At 42.3% G+C, this 21,983-nt stretch carries 21 protein-coding genes and 1 pseudogene; 3 read left to right on the forward strand and 19 right to left on the reverse strand.

The window, feature by feature from the left end:
- Positions 1 to 31: 31 nt before the first annotated feature.
- From NYE56_RS15980 to degQ, 6 genes are all read right to left on the reverse strand, one after another.
- A complete protein-coding gene (locus NYE56_RS15980; protein ID WP_014477831.1) occupies positions 32 to 412 on the reverse strand; it encodes a hotdog fold thioesterase in 381 nt (126 codons plus the stop codon).
- Positions 413 to 430: 18 nt separating this feature from the next.
- The gene (gene comA / locus NYE56_RS15985; protein WP_003220716.1) at positions 431 to 1,075 is read right to left on the reverse strand and encodes a two-component system response regulator ComA; all 645 of its coding nucleotides are present in this window, start codon (positions 1,073 to 1,075) and stop codon (positions 431 to 433) included.
- Between the two features lie 80 nt (positions 1,076 to 1,155).
- A complete protein-coding gene (locus NYE56_RS15990) occupies positions 1,156 to 3,474 on the reverse strand; it encodes a sensor histidine kinase (RefSeq protein WP_326208182.1) in 2,319 nt (772 codons plus the stop codon).
- Positions 3,475 to 3,493: 19 nt separating this feature from the next.
- The gene (comX, locus tag NYE56_RS15995; protein ID WP_041906074.1) at positions 3,494 to 3,670 is read right to left on the reverse strand and encodes a competence pheromone ComX; all 177 of its coding nucleotides are present in this window, start codon (positions 3,668 to 3,670) and stop codon (positions 3,494 to 3,496) included.
- Between the two features lie 14 nt (positions 3,671 to 3,684).
- Positions 3,685 to 4,542: a polyprenyl synthetase family protein gene (locus tag NYE56_RS16000; RefSeq protein WP_309248341.1), complete on the reverse strand. Its 858-nt coding sequence runs from the start codon at positions 4,540 to 4,542 to the stop codon at positions 3,685 to 3,687.
- A 167-nt stretch (positions 4,543 to 4,709) separates the two neighbouring features.
- Positions 4,710 to 4,850, reverse strand: a complete 141-nt coding sequence (gene degQ / locus NYE56_RS16005) for a degradation enzyme regulation protein DegQ (RefSeq protein WP_003220708.1) — start codon at positions 4,848 to 4,850, stop codon at positions 4,710 to 4,712.
- A gap of 221 nt (positions 4,851 to 5,071) precedes the next feature.
- Between degQ and NYE56_RS16010 the strand changes: the two are divergent.
- Positions 5,072 to 5,134 (forward strand): annotated as a pseudogene (locus NYE56_RS16010) (hypothetical protein); the annotation flags it as partial.
- A gap of 177 nt (positions 5,135 to 5,311) precedes the next feature.
- Positions 5,312 to 5,680: a hypothetical protein gene (locus tag NYE56_RS16015; RefSeq protein ID WP_015483634.1), complete on the forward strand. Its 369-nt coding sequence runs from the start codon at positions 5,312 to 5,314 to the stop codon at positions 5,678 to 5,680.
- Here NYE56_RS16015 and pdeH read toward each other — a convergent pair.
- The 7 genes from pdeH to NYE56_RS16050 form a co-directional block, all read right to left on the reverse strand.
- Positions 5,656 to 6,885 carry a cyclic di-GMP phosphodiesterase gene (gene pdeH, locus NYE56_RS16020; protein WP_335449435.1) on the reverse strand — a complete coding sequence of 410 codons (1,230 nt, stop codon included), beginning with the start codon at positions 6,883 to 6,885 and terminating at the stop codon, positions 5,656 to 5,658. The two genes, NYE56_RS16015 and pdeH, sit on opposite strands and share 25 nt — an antisense overlap.
- A 136-nt stretch (positions 6,886 to 7,021) precedes the next feature.
- Positions 7,022 to 8,494 carry a nicotinate phosphoribosyltransferase gene (locus NYE56_RS16025; RefSeq protein ID WP_003228788.1) on the reverse strand — a complete coding sequence of 491 codons (1,473 nt, stop codon included), beginning with the start codon at positions 8,492 to 8,494 and terminating at the stop codon, positions 7,022 to 7,024.
- Between the two features lie 15 nt (positions 8,495 to 8,509).
- Positions 8,510 to 9,061 (reverse strand): cysteine hydrolase family protein, encoded by a 552-nt coding sequence (locus tag NYE56_RS16030; protein WP_341284093.1) that lies wholly within the window; start codon positions 9,059 to 9,061, stop codon positions 8,510 to 8,512.
- Positions 9,062 to 9,157: 96 nt separating this feature from the next.
- Positions 9,158 to 9,556 carry a YueI family protein gene (locus tag NYE56_RS16035; RefSeq protein WP_015251331.1) on the reverse strand — a complete coding sequence of 133 codons (399 nt, stop codon included), beginning with the start codon at positions 9,554 to 9,556 and terminating at the stop codon, positions 9,158 to 9,160.
- A 71-nt stretch (positions 9,557 to 9,627) separates the two neighbouring features.
- A complete protein-coding gene (locus NYE56_RS16040; RefSeq protein WP_003228783.1) occupies positions 9,628 to 9,876 on the reverse strand; it encodes a YueH family protein in 249 nt (82 codons plus the stop codon).
- Between the two features lie 72 nt (positions 9,877 to 9,948).
- Complete coding sequence (locus NYE56_RS16045; RefSeq protein WP_014477839.1) at positions 9,949 to 10,170, reverse strand: spore germination protein; 222 nt, start codon at positions 10,168 to 10,170, stop codon at positions 9,949 to 9,951.
- Between the two features lie 59 nt (positions 10,171 to 10,229).
- Positions 10,230 to 11,339, reverse strand: a complete 1,110-nt coding sequence (locus tag NYE56_RS16050) for an AI-2E family transporter (protein WP_003228777.1) — start codon at positions 11,337 to 11,339, stop codon at positions 10,230 to 10,232.
- Between the two features lie 114 nt (positions 11,340 to 11,453).
- Between NYE56_RS16050 and NYE56_RS16055 the strand changes: the two genes are divergently transcribed.
- Entirely contained in the window at positions 11,454 to 11,843 is a 390-nt protein-coding gene (locus NYE56_RS16055) for a DUF2283 domain-containing protein (RefSeq protein ID WP_326208190.1), read from the forward strand.
- 43 nt (positions 11,844 to 11,886) lie between these two features.
- On the opposite strand, the gene NYE56_RS16060 is transcribed toward NYE56_RS16055, so the two are convergent.
- The 6 genes from NYE56_RS16060 to essC form a co-directional block, all read right to left on the reverse strand.
- A complete protein-coding gene (locus NYE56_RS16060) occupies positions 11,887 to 12,123 on the reverse strand; it encodes a YuzF family protein (protein ID WP_003220677.1) in 237 nt (78 codons plus the stop codon).
- A 176-nt stretch (positions 12,124 to 12,299) separates the two neighbouring features.
- Positions 12,300 to 12,830 carry an HD domain-containing protein gene (locus tag NYE56_RS16065; RefSeq protein WP_341284094.1) on the reverse strand — a complete coding sequence of 177 codons (531 nt, stop codon included), beginning with the start codon at positions 12,828 to 12,830 and terminating at the stop codon, positions 12,300 to 12,302.
- Positions 12,831 to 13,026: 196 nt separating this feature from the next.
- Positions 13,027 to 13,758 (reverse strand): (S)-benzoin forming benzil reductase, encoded by a 732-nt coding sequence (locus NYE56_RS16070; protein WP_341284095.1) that lies wholly within the window; start codon positions 13,756 to 13,758, stop codon positions 13,027 to 13,029.
- A 62-nt stretch (positions 13,759 to 13,820) separates the two neighbouring features.
- Positions 13,821 to 14,276, reverse strand: coding sequence for a type VII secretion protein EssA (essA, locus tag NYE56_RS16075; protein WP_010886603.1), 456 nt, complete (start codon positions 14,274 to 14,276; stop codon positions 13,821 to 13,823).
- 31 nt (positions 14,277 to 14,307) lie between these two features.
- On the reverse strand, positions 14,308 to 17,484 hold the full coding sequence (esaA, locus tag NYE56_RS16080) for a type VII secretion protein EsaA (RefSeq protein ID WP_341284096.1): 3,177 nt from the start codon (positions 17,482 to 17,484) through the stop codon (positions 14,308 to 14,310).
- On the reverse strand, positions 17,481 to 21,968 hold the full coding sequence (essC, locus tag NYE56_RS16085) for a type VII secretion protein EssC (RefSeq protein WP_341284097.1): 4,488 nt from the start codon (positions 21,966 to 21,968) through the stop codon (positions 17,481 to 17,483). Before essC ends, esaA begins: the two co-directional genes overlap by 4 nt.
- Positions 21,969 to 21,983 lie beyond the last annotated feature (15 nt).

Here is a 21,983-nt window from a genome sequence, read left to right on the forward strand (position 1 = left end):
CAGCCGGACAGGCAGAGTTCCGGCTGTTTTTTTATTTCTTGATGACAGCCAGCGTGCATCTGGATATACAGATCAGCCTCTCTTGCTCGTCATATATGTGAATATGATAGACAATCGTCGTTCTGCCTATATGAACGGGCTCGGCTACCGCCTTTACCGTTCCTTCCTTTACAGATTTTAAATGGTTGGCGTTAATCTCCAAACCGACACAAGCCTGTGTTGAATGATCAATCAGGTTCTGTGCACCTGCGCTCGCCGCTGTTTCCGCCAGGGCCACTGAAGCGCCCCCATGCAAATATCCGAACGGCTGCACCGTCCGATGATCCACCGGCATGACCGCAACGCATCGTTCCGCTGTGTTTTCAACAATCTCTATACCAAGCGCTTCAAGCAATGTGTGTTTCGTATCCATCATCTACACCCCCAACATTTAAAGTACACCGTCTGATTTCGCAATCAAAACCGCTTCCGTCCGTGAACCGACATTCAGCTTATTGAAAATCGATGTCAAGCTGTATTCAATGGACCGCTTGCTTAAATGGAGGGCATCTGCGATTTCTTGGTTTGTAAATCCCTTTTCAACTTCTTGAAGAATCAGGCATTCTCTAGGTGTGAGCACATCTTGTTCTTTTTGAGAGGAAGGAGCCGGCTTTGTTTTTTGCTGAGTCATCAGCTGTTTAAAGTAAGCAAAATCGACTAAAATTTCTCCGTTGAGTACGTGGTATATGTATTGGGTGATCTTTTCTTTAGATTCCGTTTTGCTGATGGCACCGTGCAGACCCGCACGAATCGCTTCCTCGAAATAATCCTCGACCTCATAACCGGTATACACGATAATTTTACAATGAGGATTCTCTTGTAAAATCTGTTTAGAAAGCTCCATCCCATTGACCTCGCCGCCTAGATTCAGATCCATTAAAATGAGATCATATGACGAGAAATCATGCTGCTTGATAAACTGTTCGCTCGGTTCAGGACTGAGACAATCAACAGACAAATTCGAATCCGTTTCCAAAATTGTCTTGGTGCCTTCCATGACAGCCGGATGGTCATCAATCACTAGTATCTTTTTCATGTTTTCCTCCCTTTTACTCACTCTTTTCCATTTTATAAAAAAGACTTGGCCTGTGCCAAGTCGTTTCCGTTATAAATCCATTACAATTCGATTTCAATATCAGCCTTAAAGCCCTTTCCTTCACTTGTTTCAATCCGAAGGCGCCCATCTAAAGCCCTGACTCTCTCCTTAATGCCAGAAAGCCCCATGCTCATGGAATGCTCAGTATTCTTTTCCTGATCAAACCCTACGCCATCATCCTCATAATGAAGAACGATTTTGTTTTGAATACTGATGAGCATAATCAGCACATCCGTCGCCTGAGAGTGCTTGACCGCATTAGACAGAAACTCTTGAATGATCCGGTACAAATTCAGCTGCGAATCCAGATCAAGGGAAGCCGTAAATCTCCCGGTATTTAAACGGATATGAAACGGAACCCGCTCCTGCTGCTGCGCCACCAGCTTCGACAGCGCCTTCACCAATCCAAGATCATACAGAAGCTGCGGCCGCAGCTCATGACACGTCTCCCTCGTCATCGAAATCACATCTGACATCTGCTCATTCATCTGTACAAGCTTGTCCTGCACTTCTTCACGGCACGGATTATCATCCTTCTTGAAATCACCCAAAAACAGCTCACACTGGCGTTTTAAGGAAATCAAATCCTGAAGAACCGAATCGTGGAGATCGCGGGCGAGATCCGAGCGTTGTTTTTCTTCGATCGTGTACATGAGTTTTTTGAGCCATACGGGGTTGGCACCTTCCCTTTTTAAAGCTTGTAAATGATCCATGAGTTCTTCAATTTGTACAACATTTTCCATGGATACACTAGTATAAAACGATAATGTTTTCAGCCATGAAATTTCATCTCTTGTCAACCTTGGTGTATTGATGCTAGATAAACAAAGCAATACATAAGAACTCGTACCTTTTTCCCCTACTTTGATCAAGAAGCCTTGGTTAATCTCAATAATCTTCCCTATTTCTTTAGTGACCTTTTCAAATTCTGTTTTATACAGCCTCCAGTTGGGTTCAACACTCTGTTTATCAAAGTATATGATTTCTCTATCAGCACCAACTTCAAAGATGTAGGCTTTACTTACGGGTAGAACTTCTAGTATTGTTGTTTTTAAGTTCTTAAATACTTGATCTAAAGCTGATACACCTTTAATTAATTGCGTATATTTAAATATACTGTCTTGATAATTATATTTTTCCGAAAATCGTTTTAACCGAAATTTATAGTCCAGTAATTCTTTAATATAAAAGACCGACAGGAAAATTATGAAAGTACATAACGTAATTAAGATGATATTAAAATCCGCTCTTTTGCTATCAAATATTATTGACAACCATACTATGCCTATTGTTGGTATGATGGATAATAAACTATAATATCTAATTCTGCCTAGTATAAAGTCTATATCATAAATTTTATTTACAACGAATTGATAAACCAATGCTAATGGGATAATTATTAAGAATGGTGCAGTCACTATTGCTGAGTAAATATATTGCCCAAATAAAACTTCCGGCATGATATATAAGACCGTAAAAGGAAAGAAAGCTACCGTATTTGAAATCAATAATACCTTCAACAAATAATAATGATCCTTTTTTCTATAAATTATCCCATAATAGATAATGCAAAAATAAACAACTGTAATCTCTATTAAGAATGTTACTAAATTGATATTACTAATATTCGTAATAATCCCCGAAGGAAGGTATTTCTGGATGAACTCTATTATTACATTGATAATTGGCAACGTGTATAAAATATTCACGATATAACGTGATGAAAATTTGATGCTTAATTCTTTGAAATATTGATATAGAAAATGCAAATACAAGACAGGTACATTTAAAAAGGTAAAAAGATTAATATATCTATTTATTTCATATCCTCTAGTTACGCCTCCAGCACTTAAATATGCTATAGATATAAACAGCAAAAAATTAATCAAAATATAAGCCGAGTACGTATTTTTTACTCGATTGACCCTATAAATATAAAATGCACATAACAGACTCAAAGCAAAAAATATACAAGGGATAATATAAATGAAAAAGCTATAAGAATTATTTAAAGAGATATACTCCGTATTATGTAATTGAATTTCATGATTATCCCTTTTAACTTTTAAATGTTCAGCTTTTGCTAAATAATCTCTTTTAACATTCTCGCTTGTAGGTTTCTTCCCACTTACCTCGAGTATTAAGTCGCCTTCTTTTAAGCCCATATATTTTCCATATGTGGCTTTAGTCATTTTTTCAACTTTTAACTCATGATTGGCTGTTTCAGAAACATAAGTACCAACTAAGATACCATTCTGAGTGAAATAAACAATATAAGCAAAATATAAGAGACTAAATAATACTAGCACTATAGAAAAATTTCTTTTAAGGTTTTTCAATAGACCACTTCTCTCTGAATTATTGCTCCCAGAAAATTCCCTTGCATTTCTTTGAGAGAGTCATTTTTTTGTTGAAAATATCTACAATTGAAGGGATTAGTTTATCTGGAATTCCTATTAAGCTCGCCTCTCCATTTTCTAATTTAGTTAAAACTTGAGGATTCTTCATTAAGTAATCAATCATGTCTTGTTTCATAAGTATACCCCTCTTTATAACTTTATATTTATATTTAATTGATTCATGCTTGCTGTGATTTCTTCCTCATAAAGCTTAATCAACATAGATACATATTGATTAAGCCCCGCTTCAAATAATAATTCATCAAATTTAGAGCTATCAGATATAAAACTATGATAACTAGTATGAGAATTTATTAATTTTAATATCTTTTCAGAAGCCTCATTAAATTTGCGGTTTAAAAATAAATAAATCAAAGTCTTTCTTTTTTTTCTTATATCGCTACGTTGATCATTAACTAAACCATAATAGTCATTTTCCAATTGTTTTATTATCCCTATCTTATAAGCATAATCCTCAATAGTTTGATTAAACTCTCCATTCGCAAGCATAGCAGCTAAAACGGCAGACATAGCTGTAAGAGAACCTGCTTTTTGTTTCATCATTTGAATACATTCTTCTTCCGTCTCAGGAGAGTTCCTTAAATCCTCATGTTGTCCCTGCATAGCATTTAATGCATATTTGAAAGTTAGCCGATGAAATTCAGCGCTATTGCTAATAGAACAAATAGTTTCTAACCCTAAAGTATAAAGGGTAGTTGCAGCATTTAGAGCGAGAGAAGGATCAATTTTCATCCATTTTATTTCAATGTTGTCCTCATCCTCTAAATCATCAAATATATCGAAGGCTAAGATTAAAAGTTCTATTCCTCCTGCCAATGTTAAAATATGCGAAGAACTATTACCGCTTAATGCTACGTAATGCTTAAAAGAAAGGATACCAAAAGAAAAGTGATTTTTCTCATCGATAAAGTTGATTAAATACTCTTTCAAATCCAAATTCTGAATTTTTCCGTGTACAATCTCCTTCATCTTTTTTTTAATGGACATTTCATCTAAACACATTTCCTTACTAATTATTCTTCACCCTCCCATTCCATTTTACTAAATGGGACATTTAAAGGACAGCAGGTTTTTCGTTTTTTAACAATCATATAATACTTTATCCATTTATTGTATCGGTAGAACGAAAAAAAAGACTTGTTTCCAAGTCTTTTTCACGAAATTTTCATTGCATAATTGTATTTATCGAGTTGATCAATGCTTTTGTTAATGTTTCGTAATGAATCTGTCGTTTCTTTAATATCAAGTTCGAGTCGGAATAACAATTGTTTTACTTCTTCAAGTTTCTTTTCCATCGTTTCCACACTCCTTTTTTTGAAAGATCAATGAATTGTGTATGGTGAACGAGTCCTAGGTATTTGATCTGTTACTAATAGTGTATCTGCTTTCGGCTCATTTTTCACCGAAAAGTATGCAAAAAAGTCCTGCGTGACACCGCAAATATCAATAGGCCCTTATACTCAAAGAGATCACAATGAGAACGGGACTATATTTCTATGTGCAAGAGCTTACATTTCTGCTCAAATTGAGAAAGATTCTTAATTCCCTTGATTTTAACGTGTTTCGCATTTTCACTAAGTAAGACTATAGTCCTTCATACCATATTTTCAAAATTGAATATGCGATTCTTGGCGTTTCCTGACCGACAGACACCGAAAAAGACCGCAACGCTAAAGTTGTGGCCTTTTCGCTTTGTCATATTCGGCAATTAGGGATCTATACATATAGAAACATCCCTTTTGTGTGAGGTGCTCCCATGAGATATCGTTATCCCTGGTTTTACGTTTATCCGTATGAGGTACGCCGTCCGCCCGCTCCTGCCAACAATATTGATACCTTTATCCGTTCAGCGAAGCAGGCCGCGGGGATATTTGCGGATGCCCAGCTCGTTCTCGGCCGCATTGCGGGCTCGCGGGAGCTCTCGCGCCGCATTCTGACCGCAGCCGAGCAGTCCGATAAACAAACCATACGGCGCCTGATCAAACAAATGGGCGTCCGGCATGAAGTGGATACGGTCTTTAATCCCGACGGCATCTACATCAGCCTTATCGGAACGCAAAGCCGAATGATTCTTGCTTTGCGGTGGTCAGAGGACCGCAATCATTTTGCGTCCATAAGATTATGACACCATTCCAGAGCCTCAAGATAACATTCATACGCTTCTTCTTTGTCGAGTTGATTGCCTAATTCCGAGCAAGTGCCCCAGTTGTTGCTTTCAATTAATTTCACAAGCTCAAGCATTTGGTAGTAGTCGTTTTGATGGCCTAATAACGCTTGCCCGACTTCATCTTTTAAAGGCAATTCTTGAACAATTTCCTCTATTTCTCTATGCAGGAGGGTGTCTATGAGAGAAAACATTCCGATCAGCATATAAGAAGCAGGCTGCGGCCGGGATGTCTTTCTCGCCAACAGTTCGCAAAGCTTTGCTCTTATCAAAGAAATCTTAATGATTTCGTGCTTGCTGGAATGCCCTTTCCTGCTTAAATCCTTAAAGGAAAGAATATAGATCCACCGTTTGATTTCATTAAATCCCAGCAGCATAATGGCCTGTTGAATGCTTTCAATTTTCTGGCTCAAACGGCTGTGGGATGAGTTTAAAAATTTTAAAATCTGATAGGACAGTGATAAATCCCGCTCTATGTACTCTGTCACACGCTTTATGTTAGGCTGCTCTTTGCTCAGTTCGTTAAGCAGTTCATAGTAAGAATAGAAATGAGTCGATAGGTCATGCCCGCTGATGATGCGCGGCTCGCTGAAAAAGTAGCCTTGGAATAATTGAAAGCCGTCTTGGACCGCCTGTTTATATTCTTTTCGGGTCTCTACTTTTTCCGCTAAAAAAATCAGGCCGCGACAGCCGTAGGTTTGCAAAATTGTTCTGCGTTCCATTCGTGTTGTTTTGAGAAAATCAATTTTCAATATATCAATATAGCTCATGAGTTTTTCCAGTAAGTCCTCATCTTGCGGGTTTATTGCATAAAAATCATCAAGCGCCAGCATATACCCCATTTTTTTTAATTCTTTGCATCTAGAAATGAGGGCCGGCGTGATCGGTATATCTTCAAGGATTTCAATGACAAGCTGTTTCGGATTGAAGGAGGTGGGAAGATTCGAAAACATCAGGCTTTCCGTAAAATTAACAAAACAGCGTTTCCCTTCCGTCAGCTTCTCAATTCCGATGTTTAAAAAGCTGTTGATCACCAAATCTGTTGTTGCCTGATCACCGTCTTTAGCGCTATACACGTTCTCTTCGCTTTCTCTATACAGCAGTTCATAAGCAACAACCTGTTCTTTTCTATTAAAAATAGGCTGTCTTGCAACAAACACCCTCATTGATTTATCCCCCTTACAATACGCGCGGCTTTCACCCCTAAGTATATCAAATAATTTGACGAAAATTGTCTAAACATGAAAAATAATATATACATAAAGAAAACTGGCCCTTCGCGAACGAAAGGCCAGTTTTTCTTTATTCTTCCTCAAGCTCTTCTTCAATTCTGCTTTTCACTTCGTGGATCCGCTGCATTTTATTGCTCCAGCAGTCCTCACTTAAATCAACCGGGTATTCCTCCGGCTTGCTGATTCTCTTATATTCCTCCCAAAGCAGGCTGAGGTTATCCTGCACATACTGCTGTATGTCTGAAATCTCAGGGTTTTGGTAGCAAAGAATACCCTTCTCAAAAATCAGCTCATGAAGATCCTTCGCATAAAAATTCGTGACAAATTTGCTGATGAATGTATGAACCGGGTGGAACATTCTGAGCCGCTTCTGATCATTCACCTGCTCATCATAAAGCGCAATATAGTCGCCTTCAGAATGATGGTTGGACTGATTAATAATGCGGTAGACTTTCTTTCTGCCCGGTGTCGTCACTTTTTCAGGATTGGACGAAATTTTGATCGTGTCGACCATTTTCCCGTCCTCTTCAATGGCAACGAGTTTATAAACTGCGCCGAGAGCCGGCTGGTCATAGGCAGTGATCAGCTTCGTACCGACACCCCAGACATCAATGCGCGCTCCCTGAGCCTTTAAATTCATAATGGTGTGCTCATCCAAATCGCTTGAAGCAATCACCTTCGCATCTGTAAATCCTGCTTCATCAAGCATTTTCCGGGCTTTTTTTGACAGGTACGCCAAATCGCCGCTGTCCAGACGGATGCCAATGAAATTAATGCGGTCGCCGAATTCCTTGGCAACCCTAATCGCGTTCGGCATGCCTGAACGAAGCGTGTCATACGTGTCAACTAAGAAAACGCAATCCTTATGTGTTTCCGCGTATTTTTTGAAAGCTGTATATTCATCGCGGTAAGCCTGCACAAGCGCATGCGCATGTGTGCCGGAAACCGGGATATTAAAGCGCTTTCCGGCTCTTACATTGCTTGTCGCGCTAAAGCCGCCGATTAAGGCTGCTCTCGCTCCCCACATGGCCGCATCCATTTCGTGCGCCCGTCTTGTTCCGAATTCAAGCGCAACTTCATCACCAATGACGCCTTTAATCCGGGCAGCCTTTGTTGCGATTAATGTTTGATAGTTCACAATGTTGAGCAAAGCTGTTTCAATCAGCTGCGCTTCTACCAGGGGTGCCTCCACCCTCATAATCGGCTCATTGTTAAAAACGAGCTCTCCTTCTTTCATGGAGTAAAGTGAACCTGTAAAAGATAAGCCGCGCAAATATTCAATAAAATCTTCATGATACCCGAGTTCATCCTGTAAATAACTCAAATCGCTATCCGTAAACTTGAAATTTTCCAAGTATTCAATGGCTTTTTCCAAGCCCGCAAATACGGCATAGCCATTTTCAAACGGAAGCCTTCTGAAAAACAGCTCAAAAATCGCTTTCTTTTCATGAATGCCGTCTCTCCAGTACGTTTCCGCCATATTGATCTGATAAAGGTCTGTATGTAATGACAGGCTGTCATCTTTAAATCCGTACTCTAACACTGTTTTTCCCCTTCCTTACTCTGCCACTTGCGCTCCGATGCTGTTTGCAAAATGGGAAAGAGCCCATACGTGCCCCTCCTGATTAAAGCTGGCAACAGCTTGTTTATGCACAACAATCCGAAAACCTTTGTTATATGCGTCAACAGCTGTATGCAACACACAAATATCTGTGCAGACACCGGCAAGGTGCAGTTCGCCAATCTGCCGCTCTCTGAGTTTGAGCTCTAAATCAGTTCCCGCAAAAGCAGAATATCTCGTTTTTTCCATGTAGTAAACATTAGGCTCATGTTCATGTTTCTGATATAGAGGCAAAAGCTTTCCGTACAGATCTTTTCCTTCCGTGCCTTTTATATTATGCGGAGGAAAAAGACGGGTTTCAGGGTGATATTGATCCCCTTCATCATGAGAATCTACTGCTAATACGAGGTAATCACCGTTTGTGATGAATTCTTCAGTTAAATTGACGATCGCCTCTTCAATCATTCTGCCGGGCTCCCCGCAGGTCAATTTTCCGTCACTCGCCACAAAATCATTCGTATAATCAATACAAATAAGTGCTTTTTTCATAGCCGGCCTCCCCGCCATCAGTATGAGAACATTATATCTTATCTCCAGTTGTAAGTGAATTGCCATGAACAAAAAGACAAACGGTCCGTTTGTCTCTTAAGATTTCAGCACTGACCGATTATAAATGTCGTCCTGAATATATATCAATTCACGATTCACAGCGATGTCAGCCGCAATGACGATGCCTAAAGGCGTATGAAACTGAAGATCAGATACAATCTTGAAGGGCACTCCGTACCGGTTCGCCATTTGGATATAAGGAGAGTAAGACTGATACTGAAGCTCTCCATTAATCAAAAGGGTGACGTTATGGCTGTTTTTCAGCTCGTGCTCTGCCTCTTTATACGGTTTGCTTCTAAGCACCTGTCCTTTCGTCAGTGCCAAAACGACTCTTTCTCTTAAAGAGCCTAAAAACAAATGGCGCTCGTCAGGCTTTGTCTCCAAAGGCCCATACATTCCTTGCTGCAAATAGAGATCCATTTTATCTTCACTCAAAAGCCTGTCCTCCCGTCTTGTTTGTCTTCATTATCACCTGATCAGGCAGGAGCTAAACTTTCAAGCGCCGTTTACATTTCTGTTACCCAATGAATGATTTTTTTGGCCAGCTCACCAGCAGGGGTTTCCTCTGTATGCCGGCGCAACGACGCTTCCAGCCGTTCAGGCAGAGTTGCTTTATCTTCTTCATAGGAAATGATCGTGCTCCACTCCAGCTGCGGTACCGCTACAAGCGTGCGCAGTTCTTTTCTGTTTTCATGCAGATACACGTCTGTGATCATTCCGGTTTGCGTATTGATATTTGCTTTTCTGATTTTCATAACATGACCTCTCTATTCAAAGACTACCCATATTATACAATAAAAAAGCAACAGCCTCTTGTGAAAAGGCTGTTACCCGTTAAACGAAACTGTTTCATCAGTGATATCGGCATCTTTGAAGAGAGTTTTACTCGTTTGGTTGTTAATCTTCACAAAATCACCAAGCTGAAATGTGCCTGACCCCGCCCCTGAATGAGCGACGCTTTTGGGCGAAATCGCAAATACGTCTCCAAAGCTTGCCGCGGCATTACCCGTAACTGACATGATATAAATCGGCCCCACAATTGCAGGCATTTCCCCACCTCCGCATTGATTTACAGCATCATATGCAAAGAGCCGATAATGGTGCCCGCCTATTCAGCAGGCTTTGCTTTTTCTTCGAGTCGTGACCGCTGGCGAAGCTTGATCAAGCGGACAATATTCAGGAAGAACGCCTTCACTACCGCATAAACCGGCACCGCTAAAATCATGCCGAGAATTCCGCCGAAGCTTCCCGCTCCGATTAACAGCAAAATAATCGTAAGCGGATGGGTATTCAGCCGCTTTCCGATCACAAGAGGAGACAGCAGGTTTCCGTCCAGCTGCTGAACGATGACGACTACAATAATTGCAAACAGCGCTTTGGCCGGCGAGTCCATAAAACCGACAATGACAGCCGGCGCGGCACCGAGAAAAGGCCCGACATAGGGAATGATATTGGTAATCGCCATGACAATCCCAAGAATCAGGGCATACGGCAGTCCGGCAATTAAATAGCCGATAAAACACGCTGTTCCGACAAAAAGACAGATTAACAGCTGACCCTGGAAGTATGCCGCAAGCGTATCGGATAAATCTTTAAAAATCTTTAAGCCTTCTGTCCGATAAGAAGCCGGAAGAATTTTTACTGCCAAATGCGGAAAGCGGTGTCCGTCTTTCAGCATGTAAAAAAGGATAAATGGAACAGTAATAATAACAAGCGTGATGTTTGTCACGACGCCAAACACCGCAGATAAACTGGACGTGATATTTTGCGGCAGGTTTTGGAGGAAACTTGTCAATGACTGTTCAATTTTTGATATCGATACATAATCCTGGTTCATCATCCAGGTAAACCATTGAGAATGGGACAAATCCTTTGTCAGCGCCTGAATCTGTTTTATATAATCAGGAAGGTTGTTAAACAGCCCTGTCACCTGTGAGGTGATGATAGGTCCGACTGACGCTGAAATAAAGGCAAGCAAACCGATAAACAGTAAATAGATCAATAGAATGGATAATGTCCGCGGAATTTTTTTCTCAAGCAAGCGGACAACCGGATTAAATATGAAATACAAAATTCCCGCAATCAGCATCGGGAAAAACAATGTCGAGATAAAAACAATAAACGGCTGAAATACAAATGAAACTTTTGTTGCTACAAAAATAATCAGTAAAACAAATAAAATCTGCAATGTCCAAAAATGGACTTTTGATTTCAACAAGCTTTGTTCCTCCTAGTTTTTCTTTGTCTGTCAGATAAAAGAACTTATACCCCATCATTGTAACAAAAATGAACTCATATCAGAACTCTTAATATAATGAAAGGAGTGTTGGTGATGAAGGCCGTGACATACGATACAGATTCAGAACTCGCTTATATCTATGTTCATCCTCCGGAAAAGAACAGGAATATGCGGTCTGAGGAGCTTAAGGTCAATGATTGTATCCTGCTGGATATCGACCAAGACGGCAAAATTGCCGGATTCGAATGTTTTGGTAAGGCAGCACTCCTCTGTGCCCCATTTACCGGGAAATTCCGGCTTTATGTAAAAGATTCAGACGGTTATCATTTTCGTGTCCGACAGCATGCTGCAGTCCGTTCCTGCTATACAGTGTACGGCGTCATTTTCTGTTTTTCAGATGGTAACTATCAGGAATTTGCCGGTTTTGACCTTGACGGAACAATGTATCATAGTGCATTTTTACAGCGCTTAACTGAAAAATAGGACGTCCCGGTGGTGTACGCCTATTTTTCATGCGCAAGCACTGTTAGACCCGCTCACTGTAATCCGGGGTGACGGAAATCATGTGCTGGATTCTGATCAAACAAACAGAATTTCGGGCTCCTTCAATTGTGATATGGTCAGGTTTAACATCGATCAGTCTGCCTCTGACCGTATCTCGTACTGTCTGTATAACGAACCTTGAGCCGATGAGCTTTTTAATGGTCTGATAGACATAAGGATCGACTAAAGAGACCAGTTGCGGACTACCTTGGTTGACCATACTTTTATCCCCTTTGTGTGTTTTATCTCAGCTTATGCCGCGCTTATGGATAATGACACAGGCTTACCTGATAAAACAAAGAGGTGCGGAGATTTTAGGAGAATACGGTTGGAAGCGGGTGTAAAGGAAGTATCGATGAAGCGGAGACAGCGAAGAAAGCTGGCGCTGTTCCGTACTTATACAGGCTTTATCACGGATGCCTGGGCTTGGTCGATTAATTGGTCCAGCTTTTCTATTTTTTGACGTGCAGTTGAAGGATCAATTTGGCGGTAATGATGGTGGCCGCCCGGCTCTTCATCAAGTTCGTCCGCTTTTTTGACAATCTGCTGCAGCGTGTTTTTATCTAATTCACCTTCAGGCAAATAGGAATCGGTATGAAGCAAAATGGCAAGGGCAATTTCTTTTGCCGCTTTCGGTTCCTCGCCAAGCCGAATCAGAAGCTTATGCGCCCGTTCCGCCCCTTTGATGGCATGAATGTCATTTCGTTTGTATTTCTCATAATCCCACTCACCGTCCGTATACCATTCATAATGGCCGATGTCATGCAGCAGTGCCGCTTTTGCAGCTAAATCAGGGTTGATGCCAGCCTTTACAGACAGCCTGTATGCATGATAAGCGCAGGCAATCGCATGTGCCACGCCTGAGCGCTGCATATATTTTTGTGCAATTGGATGGGTGAAAACATCCATTAATGTAACCTTTCTCATGGAAACCCCTCCTTTAGATATTTTTAGAATCCTAACATAATTTGCAGAGAAACTCAATTCTTATGTCACATCATTTTATCTTCTTATCATCATTGTTATACCCTAAAAGCAGCGTTTCAGTCAGTATATGCGGCTGTTCAATAAAATGCGCTGGCTGTAGCCTTTTGTATAAAAAAAAGAGCAGAAAATATCTGCTCTACAAAAACTCTTTAATATCATAAATGCGGCCGTTTTCCGTCCCTTTTTCTAGTAAAGAAAGCAGCGTGCCGGCAATAAAGTCCGGACTGCGAAGGCTTCCTGTTTCATTTAATTTCCGGAATCGTTCAATGTCGTGGAAATCCTTTTTCGATGAAGAACGGATGACGGTCTGCATCTCAGTGTCCATCACTCCAGGTGAGAACGAAATCATGTTCACCGGAAGCTCTTCATCCTCCTGTTCAAATCCGAATGTCCTCGTAAACATGTCGAGCCCGGCTTTTGAACTGCAATACGCGCTCCATCCCTTATATGGATTTTTGGCGGCTCCTGAAGTAATGTTGACAACCGTCTTTTTGCCGCTGTATGAAGCAAACCGTTTTGTAAACAGCTGACTCAAAAGCACGGGCGCAGTCAGGTTCAGCTGATAATGGCGCTGAAGCTCGTCAAGAGACGCTTCGCCGGCACGTTTGATCGGCGTTACCATTCCGGCGTTATTAATAAGGGTAATACCAGAATAACGATCTGGATCGATAGATGAGAGCAATGTTTCAAATTGCTGTTCAGCTTCTTCGAGATTGATGAGGTCTATTTGATGCTGCGTTAGTTTTTCATGAGAGACATCCGTTTTCGTTCTGGATAAGGCATGGACTTCATGCCCCTTTTCTAAAGCCTGTAATGCAATGGCTTGACCCAGCCCTTTTGACGATCCGGTGATGATATAAAGTTCCATTGGAAACCTCCTTTTCCGTTATTATTGTACGGCACCTCTTTTACACAACACAAGCACGCGGCCTATGCCTTCTTGTTTTCCTGCGCTGTGACTTTTGGGATGAGGAACACGATGCCTGCAATTCCGAGCAGGATCAGTACGACATAGATCATCGGCAGCAGCAATGATGATGTTTCTTGTTCATCTTCTGTTTCCGTTGATGATGTCTTTGTCATTGGTTTTTCAGCAAAAGTAATTCCAAGCTGTTTCGACTGGGCCGCAATCGTGTTGGAATCCTCGGCATTTGTTGATGTAAACAAATCTTTTATCAACTCGGCGTCCTTGTCCTTCGGTTTATCAAAAGTGATATCCTTCTGTTCCTCAGGCAGTTCTGTTTTTTCTTCATAGTAGGTATCTTCATGCAAATAATTCGTATCGATTTCGATGTCTTTTTTCTCATACTGGTTTGGCGCGACATCTGTATTTTCTTCAGTTTGGGCAGCAGCTGCAGAGGGTATGAAAAGGGAAAAGGAGAGCATACAAATCATGATCCCCTTTTCCATGCTGCGATTACGCTTCATACGTTTCATCGCTTTCTGCTGTGTGTTCAGCCATCAGCCGGATAATCAGCGGCAGAGCCGCGGCAATCACCGTAATGATCAGCAGAACTGTTATTCCCATTGTAAACAAGTGCCCAGTACCGTACTGGATGTCGATATATACTTTCGAAACCGGATCTTCAAATGTAAAGTTCGGCATGATCAAATCAATAAGCGGTGCGACATAGAATAGGATCATTGCCGCTGAAGCAACCCAGCCAGGGATTGATCCGAATCTGAATGCCGTCCGGATGAAGGCAGAGCTTGCGACCAGCAATAGAATCGTAAACACCGACCACTTAATCGTCTGATCGTCCGGCAGTGAATAAATATTTAAGCCGAACAAGCTGATCATAAGTCCGACAAGGATATTCAGAATTCCGAATAACGCTCCTTTAACGAGAAGCGGTGCGTTTTGGTAATACGAGCTGAAATAGCCGATTAACAGACTGCTGATCAACACAATGACAAGGATGACAACCGGAGGTACCGTCTGAATTTTTTCTTCCGGAACCTCTCCGCTGATTTTAAGCGGATTCGCTAAGTAATCATATACATAGCCATTGTTTTGCCCGTCTACTAATGTATTTCCGAGTATGCCGTATACGTCATTGCGCACGAGTTTCGTGGAGGCGACATTTTTCCCCCAGTTGTTGTTTAAGGTGTCGGCTTTCGCTTGAACATCATTGACGCTTTGCTGCATGTTGGTTGTGTAATCAATGATGCCTGACTGGCGATCAGACAATGAACCCATCATGTCTGACATTTGCAGCACTTCCTGGCCGACCGTATCTTGGACACTCAGTGCCATGGTGCCAGACAGCCCATCGTTGCTGAACGTCGCAGATTCCTGTGTTGCGCCCGTTACAAGCTGTTCTAACGCTTTTGCGGCACTTTCAGAGATTTTCGTCAGTTCGTCGAGAACACCTGCTTGAGAGTCACGGATAAAGCCGCTGTAGTCATCCGCAAATTTGGTCATTCCGTCGATGAAGCTGTTAATGTCTTCATCAGTTTGCATCGTATTGTTTTTGAGAGCTTCCCAGCTGGCTGATTCTGCAGGTGTGAGAGCCAGGACTGATTGGACGTTGCCCTGCTGCGACCTAAGAACATCTTCTTTAATTGATGTATTCACAGTTCCTGACAAAGTAGATTCATATATAGATAGAAGGTTATAATATTTAAGCAATAAAGTTACATCTTCTTTTTCTATAGGGGTATCAAAATGTAATTGAGCTCTTTCTTCTAACCTATCTATATTATTAAAAATTTCTTGGTATACTTGTTTTCTTTTTTTAATTACTTCATTTTTTAATTCATCAATTTGTTTCTTAAGACCGTTAATTTGCTTTTGCATTTCTTCAATTTTTTCTATCAATTCTTCATTATGTGTTTTTTCGTTTATTTTCAGTTCCTCTTCTATTTGCTCAATTCTTTCTGATGCCTCGCTAAGCTGTTCTTTTGCTCTGGCGATATCAGAAATGTCATCGTTTCCTGGTTGATCTTGGTCCCCAGGCTCCGTCGTATCTCCGCCGCTACCGGTATCTCCTGAATCTCCGGTTCCGCCTTCATTTGCCAGCTTGATAAATTGAAGGGCTGAATCAGAAGATGCAGTCTGTTCGGTAGATGTGCCCGTTTCGGTTTGTCCGCTGTCGGACGCACCATCAGAGGCATCGCCGTTCTGCTCCTGACCGTCTTTTCCCTTCTGCTGGTCTTGATCCTGAGTACTGCCGTCCGCTTGCCCGTCATTACCGGTATCACTGCTGTTATTGTCTTCTCCAGAATTATCATTTTGATCATTTGGAATCGTCCCGTCTCCATCATTATTTCCGGAATTTGTATCCGGCTCTGGAGTAGGCTCCTCTTTTTCAGGTTCCTTTAGATTGTCTGAAATGTTCTGAATACCCGCTGCGATGTTTTTCAGTTCTTCACGCTGTTTTTTAAGATCAATTTTCAATTCTTCAAGGTCTTCATTCAGGTCTTTATCTTGATCATCATTGTCAGAGCCATCATCTTTCCCTGGGTTTGGATTCCCTATCTCAACAGTGAGTTCCTTACGAGCTTCAATAAGCTCAACATACAATTGTTTTAATGCTGTCTGTCTTGATGCGGCTTGATATTGATTAATTAAATCGCTTTGTATCTTCGCCATACCAAGTTCCTGCTGGGATACTTGGCCTTCCCTAATTTGCTGGGCGTTTGCCAGCACATTGCTGGTTTGTCCGAGCTGTGTCTTCGCTTGGCTGATCCCGGTTGCCAATCCGCTCATGCGTTCGCTGAACTGATTCGCCTTTTGCTGTGCCTGGATGGCATCCAGACCTGTCCGGATTTGCTGCTGTGTTGAATCTTGGGCTGCCAAAAGCAGCTTTTTCTGATTTTCTTGATATTCTTTGTATCTTTCAACTGTATCAATGAATTCTTTCAGCGTATTTTTGGCTTCCTCCGCTGTAGAAGCTTTTTCTTTTGTCGTGCCTTGCGCTTCATTCATTGATTTCTTCAGCTCATCGATTAAGTCTTTTTGCTGTTTGATTTCACCTGCTAAATCATTAGAGCTTGGTTTGTAAAAGTTGTACATGACATTCTGGAATTCAGATTCTTTATTGACGATCTTGTCAAATTCTCCTCTGATGTTGTCCACTTTTTGCGACACAAAGTTCCAGTATAAGGCCGACATTTTTTTGTTCATTGTCTTTTGGGCATCCTCAAGCTCACGCTGAACTTTTTCTTTGTTAACCGCATTCAGGTTATCTTGAATGCTGAATTCGAGCGTTGCTTTTTGAGGATGGTCTTTGTCATAGCTCAAAATGTTTTTTGAGAAGTCTGAGGGAATGTAGACGATCGCATCGTATTTCTTTGAAGCGAGACCGGTCTCGGCCGCGCTTCGGTTTACGACCGTCCACGAATAATCAGGACGTTCACCCAGAACGGCCGCTACTTCCTTGCCGAACTGGGCGGATTTGTCCTCTTCATCAGACTTTACCTCATCACTCAATACGCCTGTGTCTTCATTCACCACTGCGATTTGCCGGGTGGAATTGACTGCTTTTTTCGTCGGGTCGTCTCCGATAAATCGGAAAAACAACACCGGCAGCAGCAAAATGATGATGACGGCGGATATTAACTTGATCAAGCTTTTTCGTTGTTCTGTCATCTAGCACTCTCCCTTTCAGCAGAACATAAAGGAATTTGAACTTTTTGCTCCTTCCCGTTTTCCACAACATATCCGAAGCCCGGCTGAATCTCAGGCTCCTGTCTTTGGTACGGGAGAGGAATGACATTTTGCTCAGACTTTTTCATCAGCAGAATCGCGTGGCGGATTTGCTTCATCTCAGTCGTCAAGGAGTCATAGCCTTTTGAGAATTCGCTGTGATTTCCGCCCGGGATAAAGCTGAACCCAAGATGAGCGTATGATTTCATGAAGTTAGCGAGACGATCTTGTATTCTCGTATCAATCGTCTGCTGGAATCTCGTTATCCCGTCAATCATCAGCACCACTTGTGAGAAGCGCAGATTTTGCGCGTCTCCTTGGCGGACGGCTTCCACATACATGGCCTCTCTAGTTTTGAAAATGTCTTCTGCTGTTTCAATCCACTGCTCAATATCTTCTTTCGTTTCCAAATATGAAACATCTGCTTCCTTCGCATAATGAGATAAGCCGCGGTCAATCGAGTCAAACAGGCCGATCATTTCAGTTTCATCATCAATCAGATATTCGAGCATTACTTTTAAGACGTTTGTTTTCCCGCGCTGAGTCTGGCCTAAAATCAGGCAGTGCTTATGCTTGCCTAAATCAAAATAGACTGGGCTGACTGTTTCTTCATGAAGCCCGATCGGTACAGATAAAGGCTTGCGTTCCAGCTTAAAGCGGATAGACAATTCTCTCGTAGACAAGCTCTCAGGCAGCATCGGAATCGGTGCCGGCTGCTCCATTGAAGCAAATCGCCCTTGAAGTTTCTGTACGTCTGATTTCAGCTCGTTGAACATGCCGATATCATCATCGGCGTCAACAGGCAGGAACATTTGCGCGAAATAAAGCTCTTCCTTTTGAATGATGACGCGTCCCGGAATCGGCTCAAGATTGAATTTCGGACGGCCGTAAATGGAATATCCTTCTGATTGATCCATGAGATAATGGACAACCTTTGTTTTCAAGTTATTTAACAATGACTGGCGGACAGCATTCACCCGCGTTGCTGTCAGCATAAAGTAGATACCCAAGCTTTGTCCGTCTCTGGAAAGCTGGACAAATTCCGATTCAAGCTCATGCATCTCATCCTTGACAATGTCAAAGTTGTCAATGGTGATAAAAATGAACGGAAGCTCTTCTTCGCTCAGCGCATTATACATTTTGATGTGGCTGATTTCTTTTTCCCGGAACAAACGTTTACGGCGGTCAATTTCTTCTTTGATGCGAATCATGAACTTTTCAATTTTTCTTGACTGGTCCATCAGGAAGTAATCCGCGGTATGTGGGAGCTTCGCTAATGGCAGCAGCGTTCCGTTTCCGAAATCAAAGATATAGACATGAAGCTCTTCAGGTGTGTATACGTCCGCAAAACTCATCAGGAACGTTGCGGCTGCAATCGATTTTCCGTAGCCCGAAGAGCCGAAGATGCCGATATTTCCATCTTCCATCATCTTATAAGCAATTGGCGCCTGTCTTTGCAGATCAGGTTCATCGACATACGCAAAGTGGAAATGGTCTTTTTCGTTTGAAGGGAAAAGAGTGCGCGGAATACGTTCCGCAAGCGGCGGCAGCCAAGGGCTTGGCAGCTTCTCGATTCCCATTTCATCTTGGATGCGTTCAATTTCGTCAACTACAGCTTCGATTTCGGTTTGAACGTCTTTTTTCGCGTTATCTTCGGTATCAACCTCAGAAAGCGGGATCAGACCCGTATCTGTAACAATCGCGATTTCATCCTCGGTACCGTAGACTTCCTCTAAGTAAGGCGCCCCGCTCCATGCAGATTGGAACAGCTCATACACTTCATTGTTTCCGACCTGCAAATAGCCGCGGCCTGTTACGGTAATGTTTGCGGCATCGCTGTTTTTCAAAATTTCTTTACTATCGGTGGCATCCTGGACCTTGAGCGCTACTTTAAAGCGCGAGTTACTCCAGATCTGGTCGTCGATGATGCCGCCTGGCTTCTGTGTCGCCAAAATCAAATGAACGCCGAGGCTTCGTCCGATACGCGCGGCACTGACAAGCTCCCTGATAAAATCAGGCTCCTCGCTTTTCAGCTCGGCAAACTCATCAGAAATTAAGAACAAGTGAGGCATCGCCACTTCTGCTTTCCCCTGCTTGTACAGCTTTGTATAGTCATTGATGTGATTGACTTGATACTGGTCAAACAGACGCTGCCTTTTTTTCAGCTCGCTTTTAATGGAAGCAAGCGCACGCATACTGAAGTTTTTGCTTCCTTCAATATTTGTGATCGTGCCGAGGAGGTGGGGAATGTTGCGGAACGGCTGCGCCATTCCTCCGCCTTTATAGTCAATTAGTAAGAAAGCCGCTTCATGCGGATGAAAATGCACGGCAAGTGACAAGATGTAGGTCTGGAGAAATTCACTTTTCCCTGATCCCGTTGTCCCCGCAAGCAAGCCGTGCGGACCGTGTGCTTTTTCGTGAAGGTTCAGATACACAATGTCATCTTTCCCTTTATAGCCGATCGGCACTGACAGCGACTTCGACGATTCACTTGTCAGCCATCTTTGCTGAATGCCGATTTCTTTTACTTCCTTCGCATGAAAAAGCTCCAGGAACGATACTGTTTCCGGAATGGAATTCGTAATGCCGACCTGGTGGTTCAGCGTCCGCAGTGTGCGTGAAAACCGTTCGTTGTCCTCACGCTGATGATGATCGAGACGGAACGGAATTCTTACCGCTTTTTTCTTTTGTATTAAAATGTCGCCTTCATGCTCATTAATGTAGCGGACAAGAGTTGTAATGTTTTCCGACAAGCTTTCCTTTGTTTCCGCCGCGACAATTGTCGAGATGCCCAGATGCTCATGCTGTCCTTCTAAATATTCGAGAATGACATGCTCAGAGATCAGCTGCTGATTCGTGATGACAAATACAAAATGCGGTTTGAACTGCAGTTTTTCTTTGTCATCTTCGAGATCACGCTCTCTGATCAATTCGTAAAGTGAAGACAAGAGCTGATCTCGGGTTTGCTCATTATAAATAAATCCTTTTGCATAAATATGGGGCATTTGAAATTGCGGAAGCCACTTCATCCACTCCCAGTCTTTATACTCTTCTTCATGAAAAATAAATACAAAACGCAAATCGTGATAGCTGTTAAAGAACGACAGCTGTCCGATCAACTGGTGAATCTCATTTTTCACAATTTGCGATTTACCGACAAGCCCCATCGGACCTTCTGCCAAATCGACCGTCACCGGCGCATTGCGGATATCTTTATAGACGCGCTGCATGTGCTGCGATTTCTCCATGAGGTCATCGATATCACGATTCGCCAAGTCTCCGCCGCTCATATTGATTTCATAGCTTGACGGAACTGTTCCCGTCCCAAGCCGCAGCTGGAGATAATCCTTGCTTTCAAGTGATTTTTCCCAGATCCGGTCACTGATTTCACTTGTTAAGTATTTCATTTGTTCAAATGAGGGAAAGTGAAATTCAAGAACCTGCTTTTGCTTTTCAGCAAGTGCCTGAAGCTCTTTCCGCTTATTGTCTAAGTAAAGCTTATATACACGCTCCCGTTTTTCCTCGCGTTTTTTCCGCTGGTTTTTATCCCGGAAATACTGCACTGTCGAGGTAATGAGAGTCATCATAAACATCGCCAAAGAAACGAGTATAAATATGCCGCGCGGCTGGATGATGGCAACTACGCCCATCACGATCAGCATCACAAGCGGAGGCAGGATGACGAGCCACAGCCCTCTGTTGGTTTGATCGCTCTCCTGAGAGGGAAAACTGAAAGAAACGCGGTCATCCGGCAGATCGTATACCATCCGCGGCGTTCTTCTGTACTGCGGATATTTTTTCTGCATCTCTGTACTCGGTTTGACCGTTTTTGTTAACGCTGTTTCAAACTGGGCATAATGAACAATTTCTAAAAGGTCTTGTTCCGTCACCCTCATTTGCGTGAAGTTCCAGAATATTTCATCCCCCGGCTTGAGCGGCGTATTGGCGTTGATTTTCTCTCCGTTCAAGAAGATCGTTCCGCTTTCAGGGCGGACCGACCAGCTGCCGCCTGCACGGAGCAAAGAAAACGTGCTTTGTTCTGCAAATGCAAAATCTTGCGGATTCAGATAAATATCTGCATTCGTTTTTTCTGAGGAACATACAACTTCATCCCGATTTCCTGTAAAATAAACGGATTTCTCAGGTTCACTGCCCGTCAATATCAAGCGTATATCCTGCTGATCCGTTTGGAGAGTAAATGATGTATCCGCCTCAATCGTGCCGAGACAATCATTTCCCAGGAAAACTTCGTATTGGCCGCCGGATTCCTTTCTTTTAAGAGAAATCACTCCGCTATTAAATGGAATGGAGCTGATCGTAACGGAATCCTTCACATCAGGCCCTATGGTCACCGGATGAGACGACGGGAGGTTAGACAGATTTAATTTTTGAACGTTATTTTGGTAAAAAACCCATAATAGACTCAAATGGCGAACCCCCTT

Source organism: Bacillus sp. FSL R5-0603 (assembly GCF_038050295.1).
Classification (GTDB): domain Bacteria; phylum Bacillota; class Bacilli; order Bacillales; family Bacillaceae; genus Bacillus; species Bacillus subtilis.

Bases quoted from the DNA above. Each gene is read 5' to 3' on its own strand.
- NYE56_RS16070 (WP_341284095.1), bottom strand. From the start codon at position 13,758: ATGGAACTTTATATCATCACCGGATCGTCAAAAGGGCTGGGTCAAGCC.
- comA (WP_003220716.1), bottom strand. From the start codon at position 1,075: ATGAAAAAGATACTAGTGATTGATGACCATCCGGCTGTCATGGAAGGC.
- degQ (WP_003220708.1), bottom strand. From the start codon at position 4,850: ATGGAAAAGAAACTTGAAGAAGTAAAACAATTGTTATTCCGACTCGAA.
- NYE56_RS16040 (WP_003228783.1), bottom strand. From the start codon at position 9,876: ATGAAAATCAGAAAAGCAAATATCAATACGCAAACCGGAATGATCACA.
- NYE56_RS16060 (WP_003220677.1), bottom strand. From the start codon at position 12,123: ATGGTCAACCAAGGTAGTCCGCAACTGGTCTCTTTAGTCGATCCTTAT.
- NYE56_RS16065 (WP_341284094.1), bottom strand. From the start codon at position 12,830: ATGAGAAAGGTTACATTAATGGATGTTTTCACCCATCCAATTGCACAA.
- esaA (WP_341284096.1), bottom strand. From the start codon at position 17,484: ATGACAGAACAACGAAAAAGCTTGATCAAGTTAATATCCGCCGTCATC.
- NYE56_RS16030 (WP_341284093.1), bottom strand. From the start codon at position 9,061: ATGAAAAAAGCACTTATTTGTATTGATTATACGAATGATTTTGTGGCG.
- NYE56_RS16045 (WP_014477839.1), bottom strand. From the start codon at position 10,170: ATGCCTGCAATTGTGGGGCCGATTTATATCATGTCAGTTACGGGTAAT.
- NYE56_RS16055 (WP_326208190.1), top strand. From the start codon at position 11,454: ATGAAGGCCGTGACATACGATACAGATTCAGAACTCGCTTATATCTAT.
- NYE56_RS15980 (WP_014477831.1), bottom strand. From the start codon at position 412: ATGGATACGAAACACACATTGCTTGAAGCGCTTGGTATAGAGATTGTT.
- pdeH (WP_335449435.1), bottom strand. From the start codon at position 6,885: ATGAGGGTGTTTGTTGCAAGACAGCCTATTTTTAATAGAAAAGAACAG.
- essA (WP_010886603.1), bottom strand. From the start codon at position 14,276: ATGCTCTCCTTTTCCCTTTTCATACCCTCTGCAGCTGCTGCCCAAACT.
- NYE56_RS16015 (WP_015483634.1), top strand. From the start codon at position 5,312: ATGAGATATCGTTATCCCTGGTTTTACGTTTATCCGTATGAGGTACGC.
- comX (WP_041906074.1), bottom strand. From the start codon at position 3,670: ATGAAACAAGACATGATTGATTACTTAATGAAGAATCCTCAAGTTTTA.
- NYE56_RS16000 (WP_309248341.1), bottom strand. From the start codon at position 4,542: ATGTCCATTAAAAAAAAGATGAAGGAGATTGTACACGGAAAAATTCAG.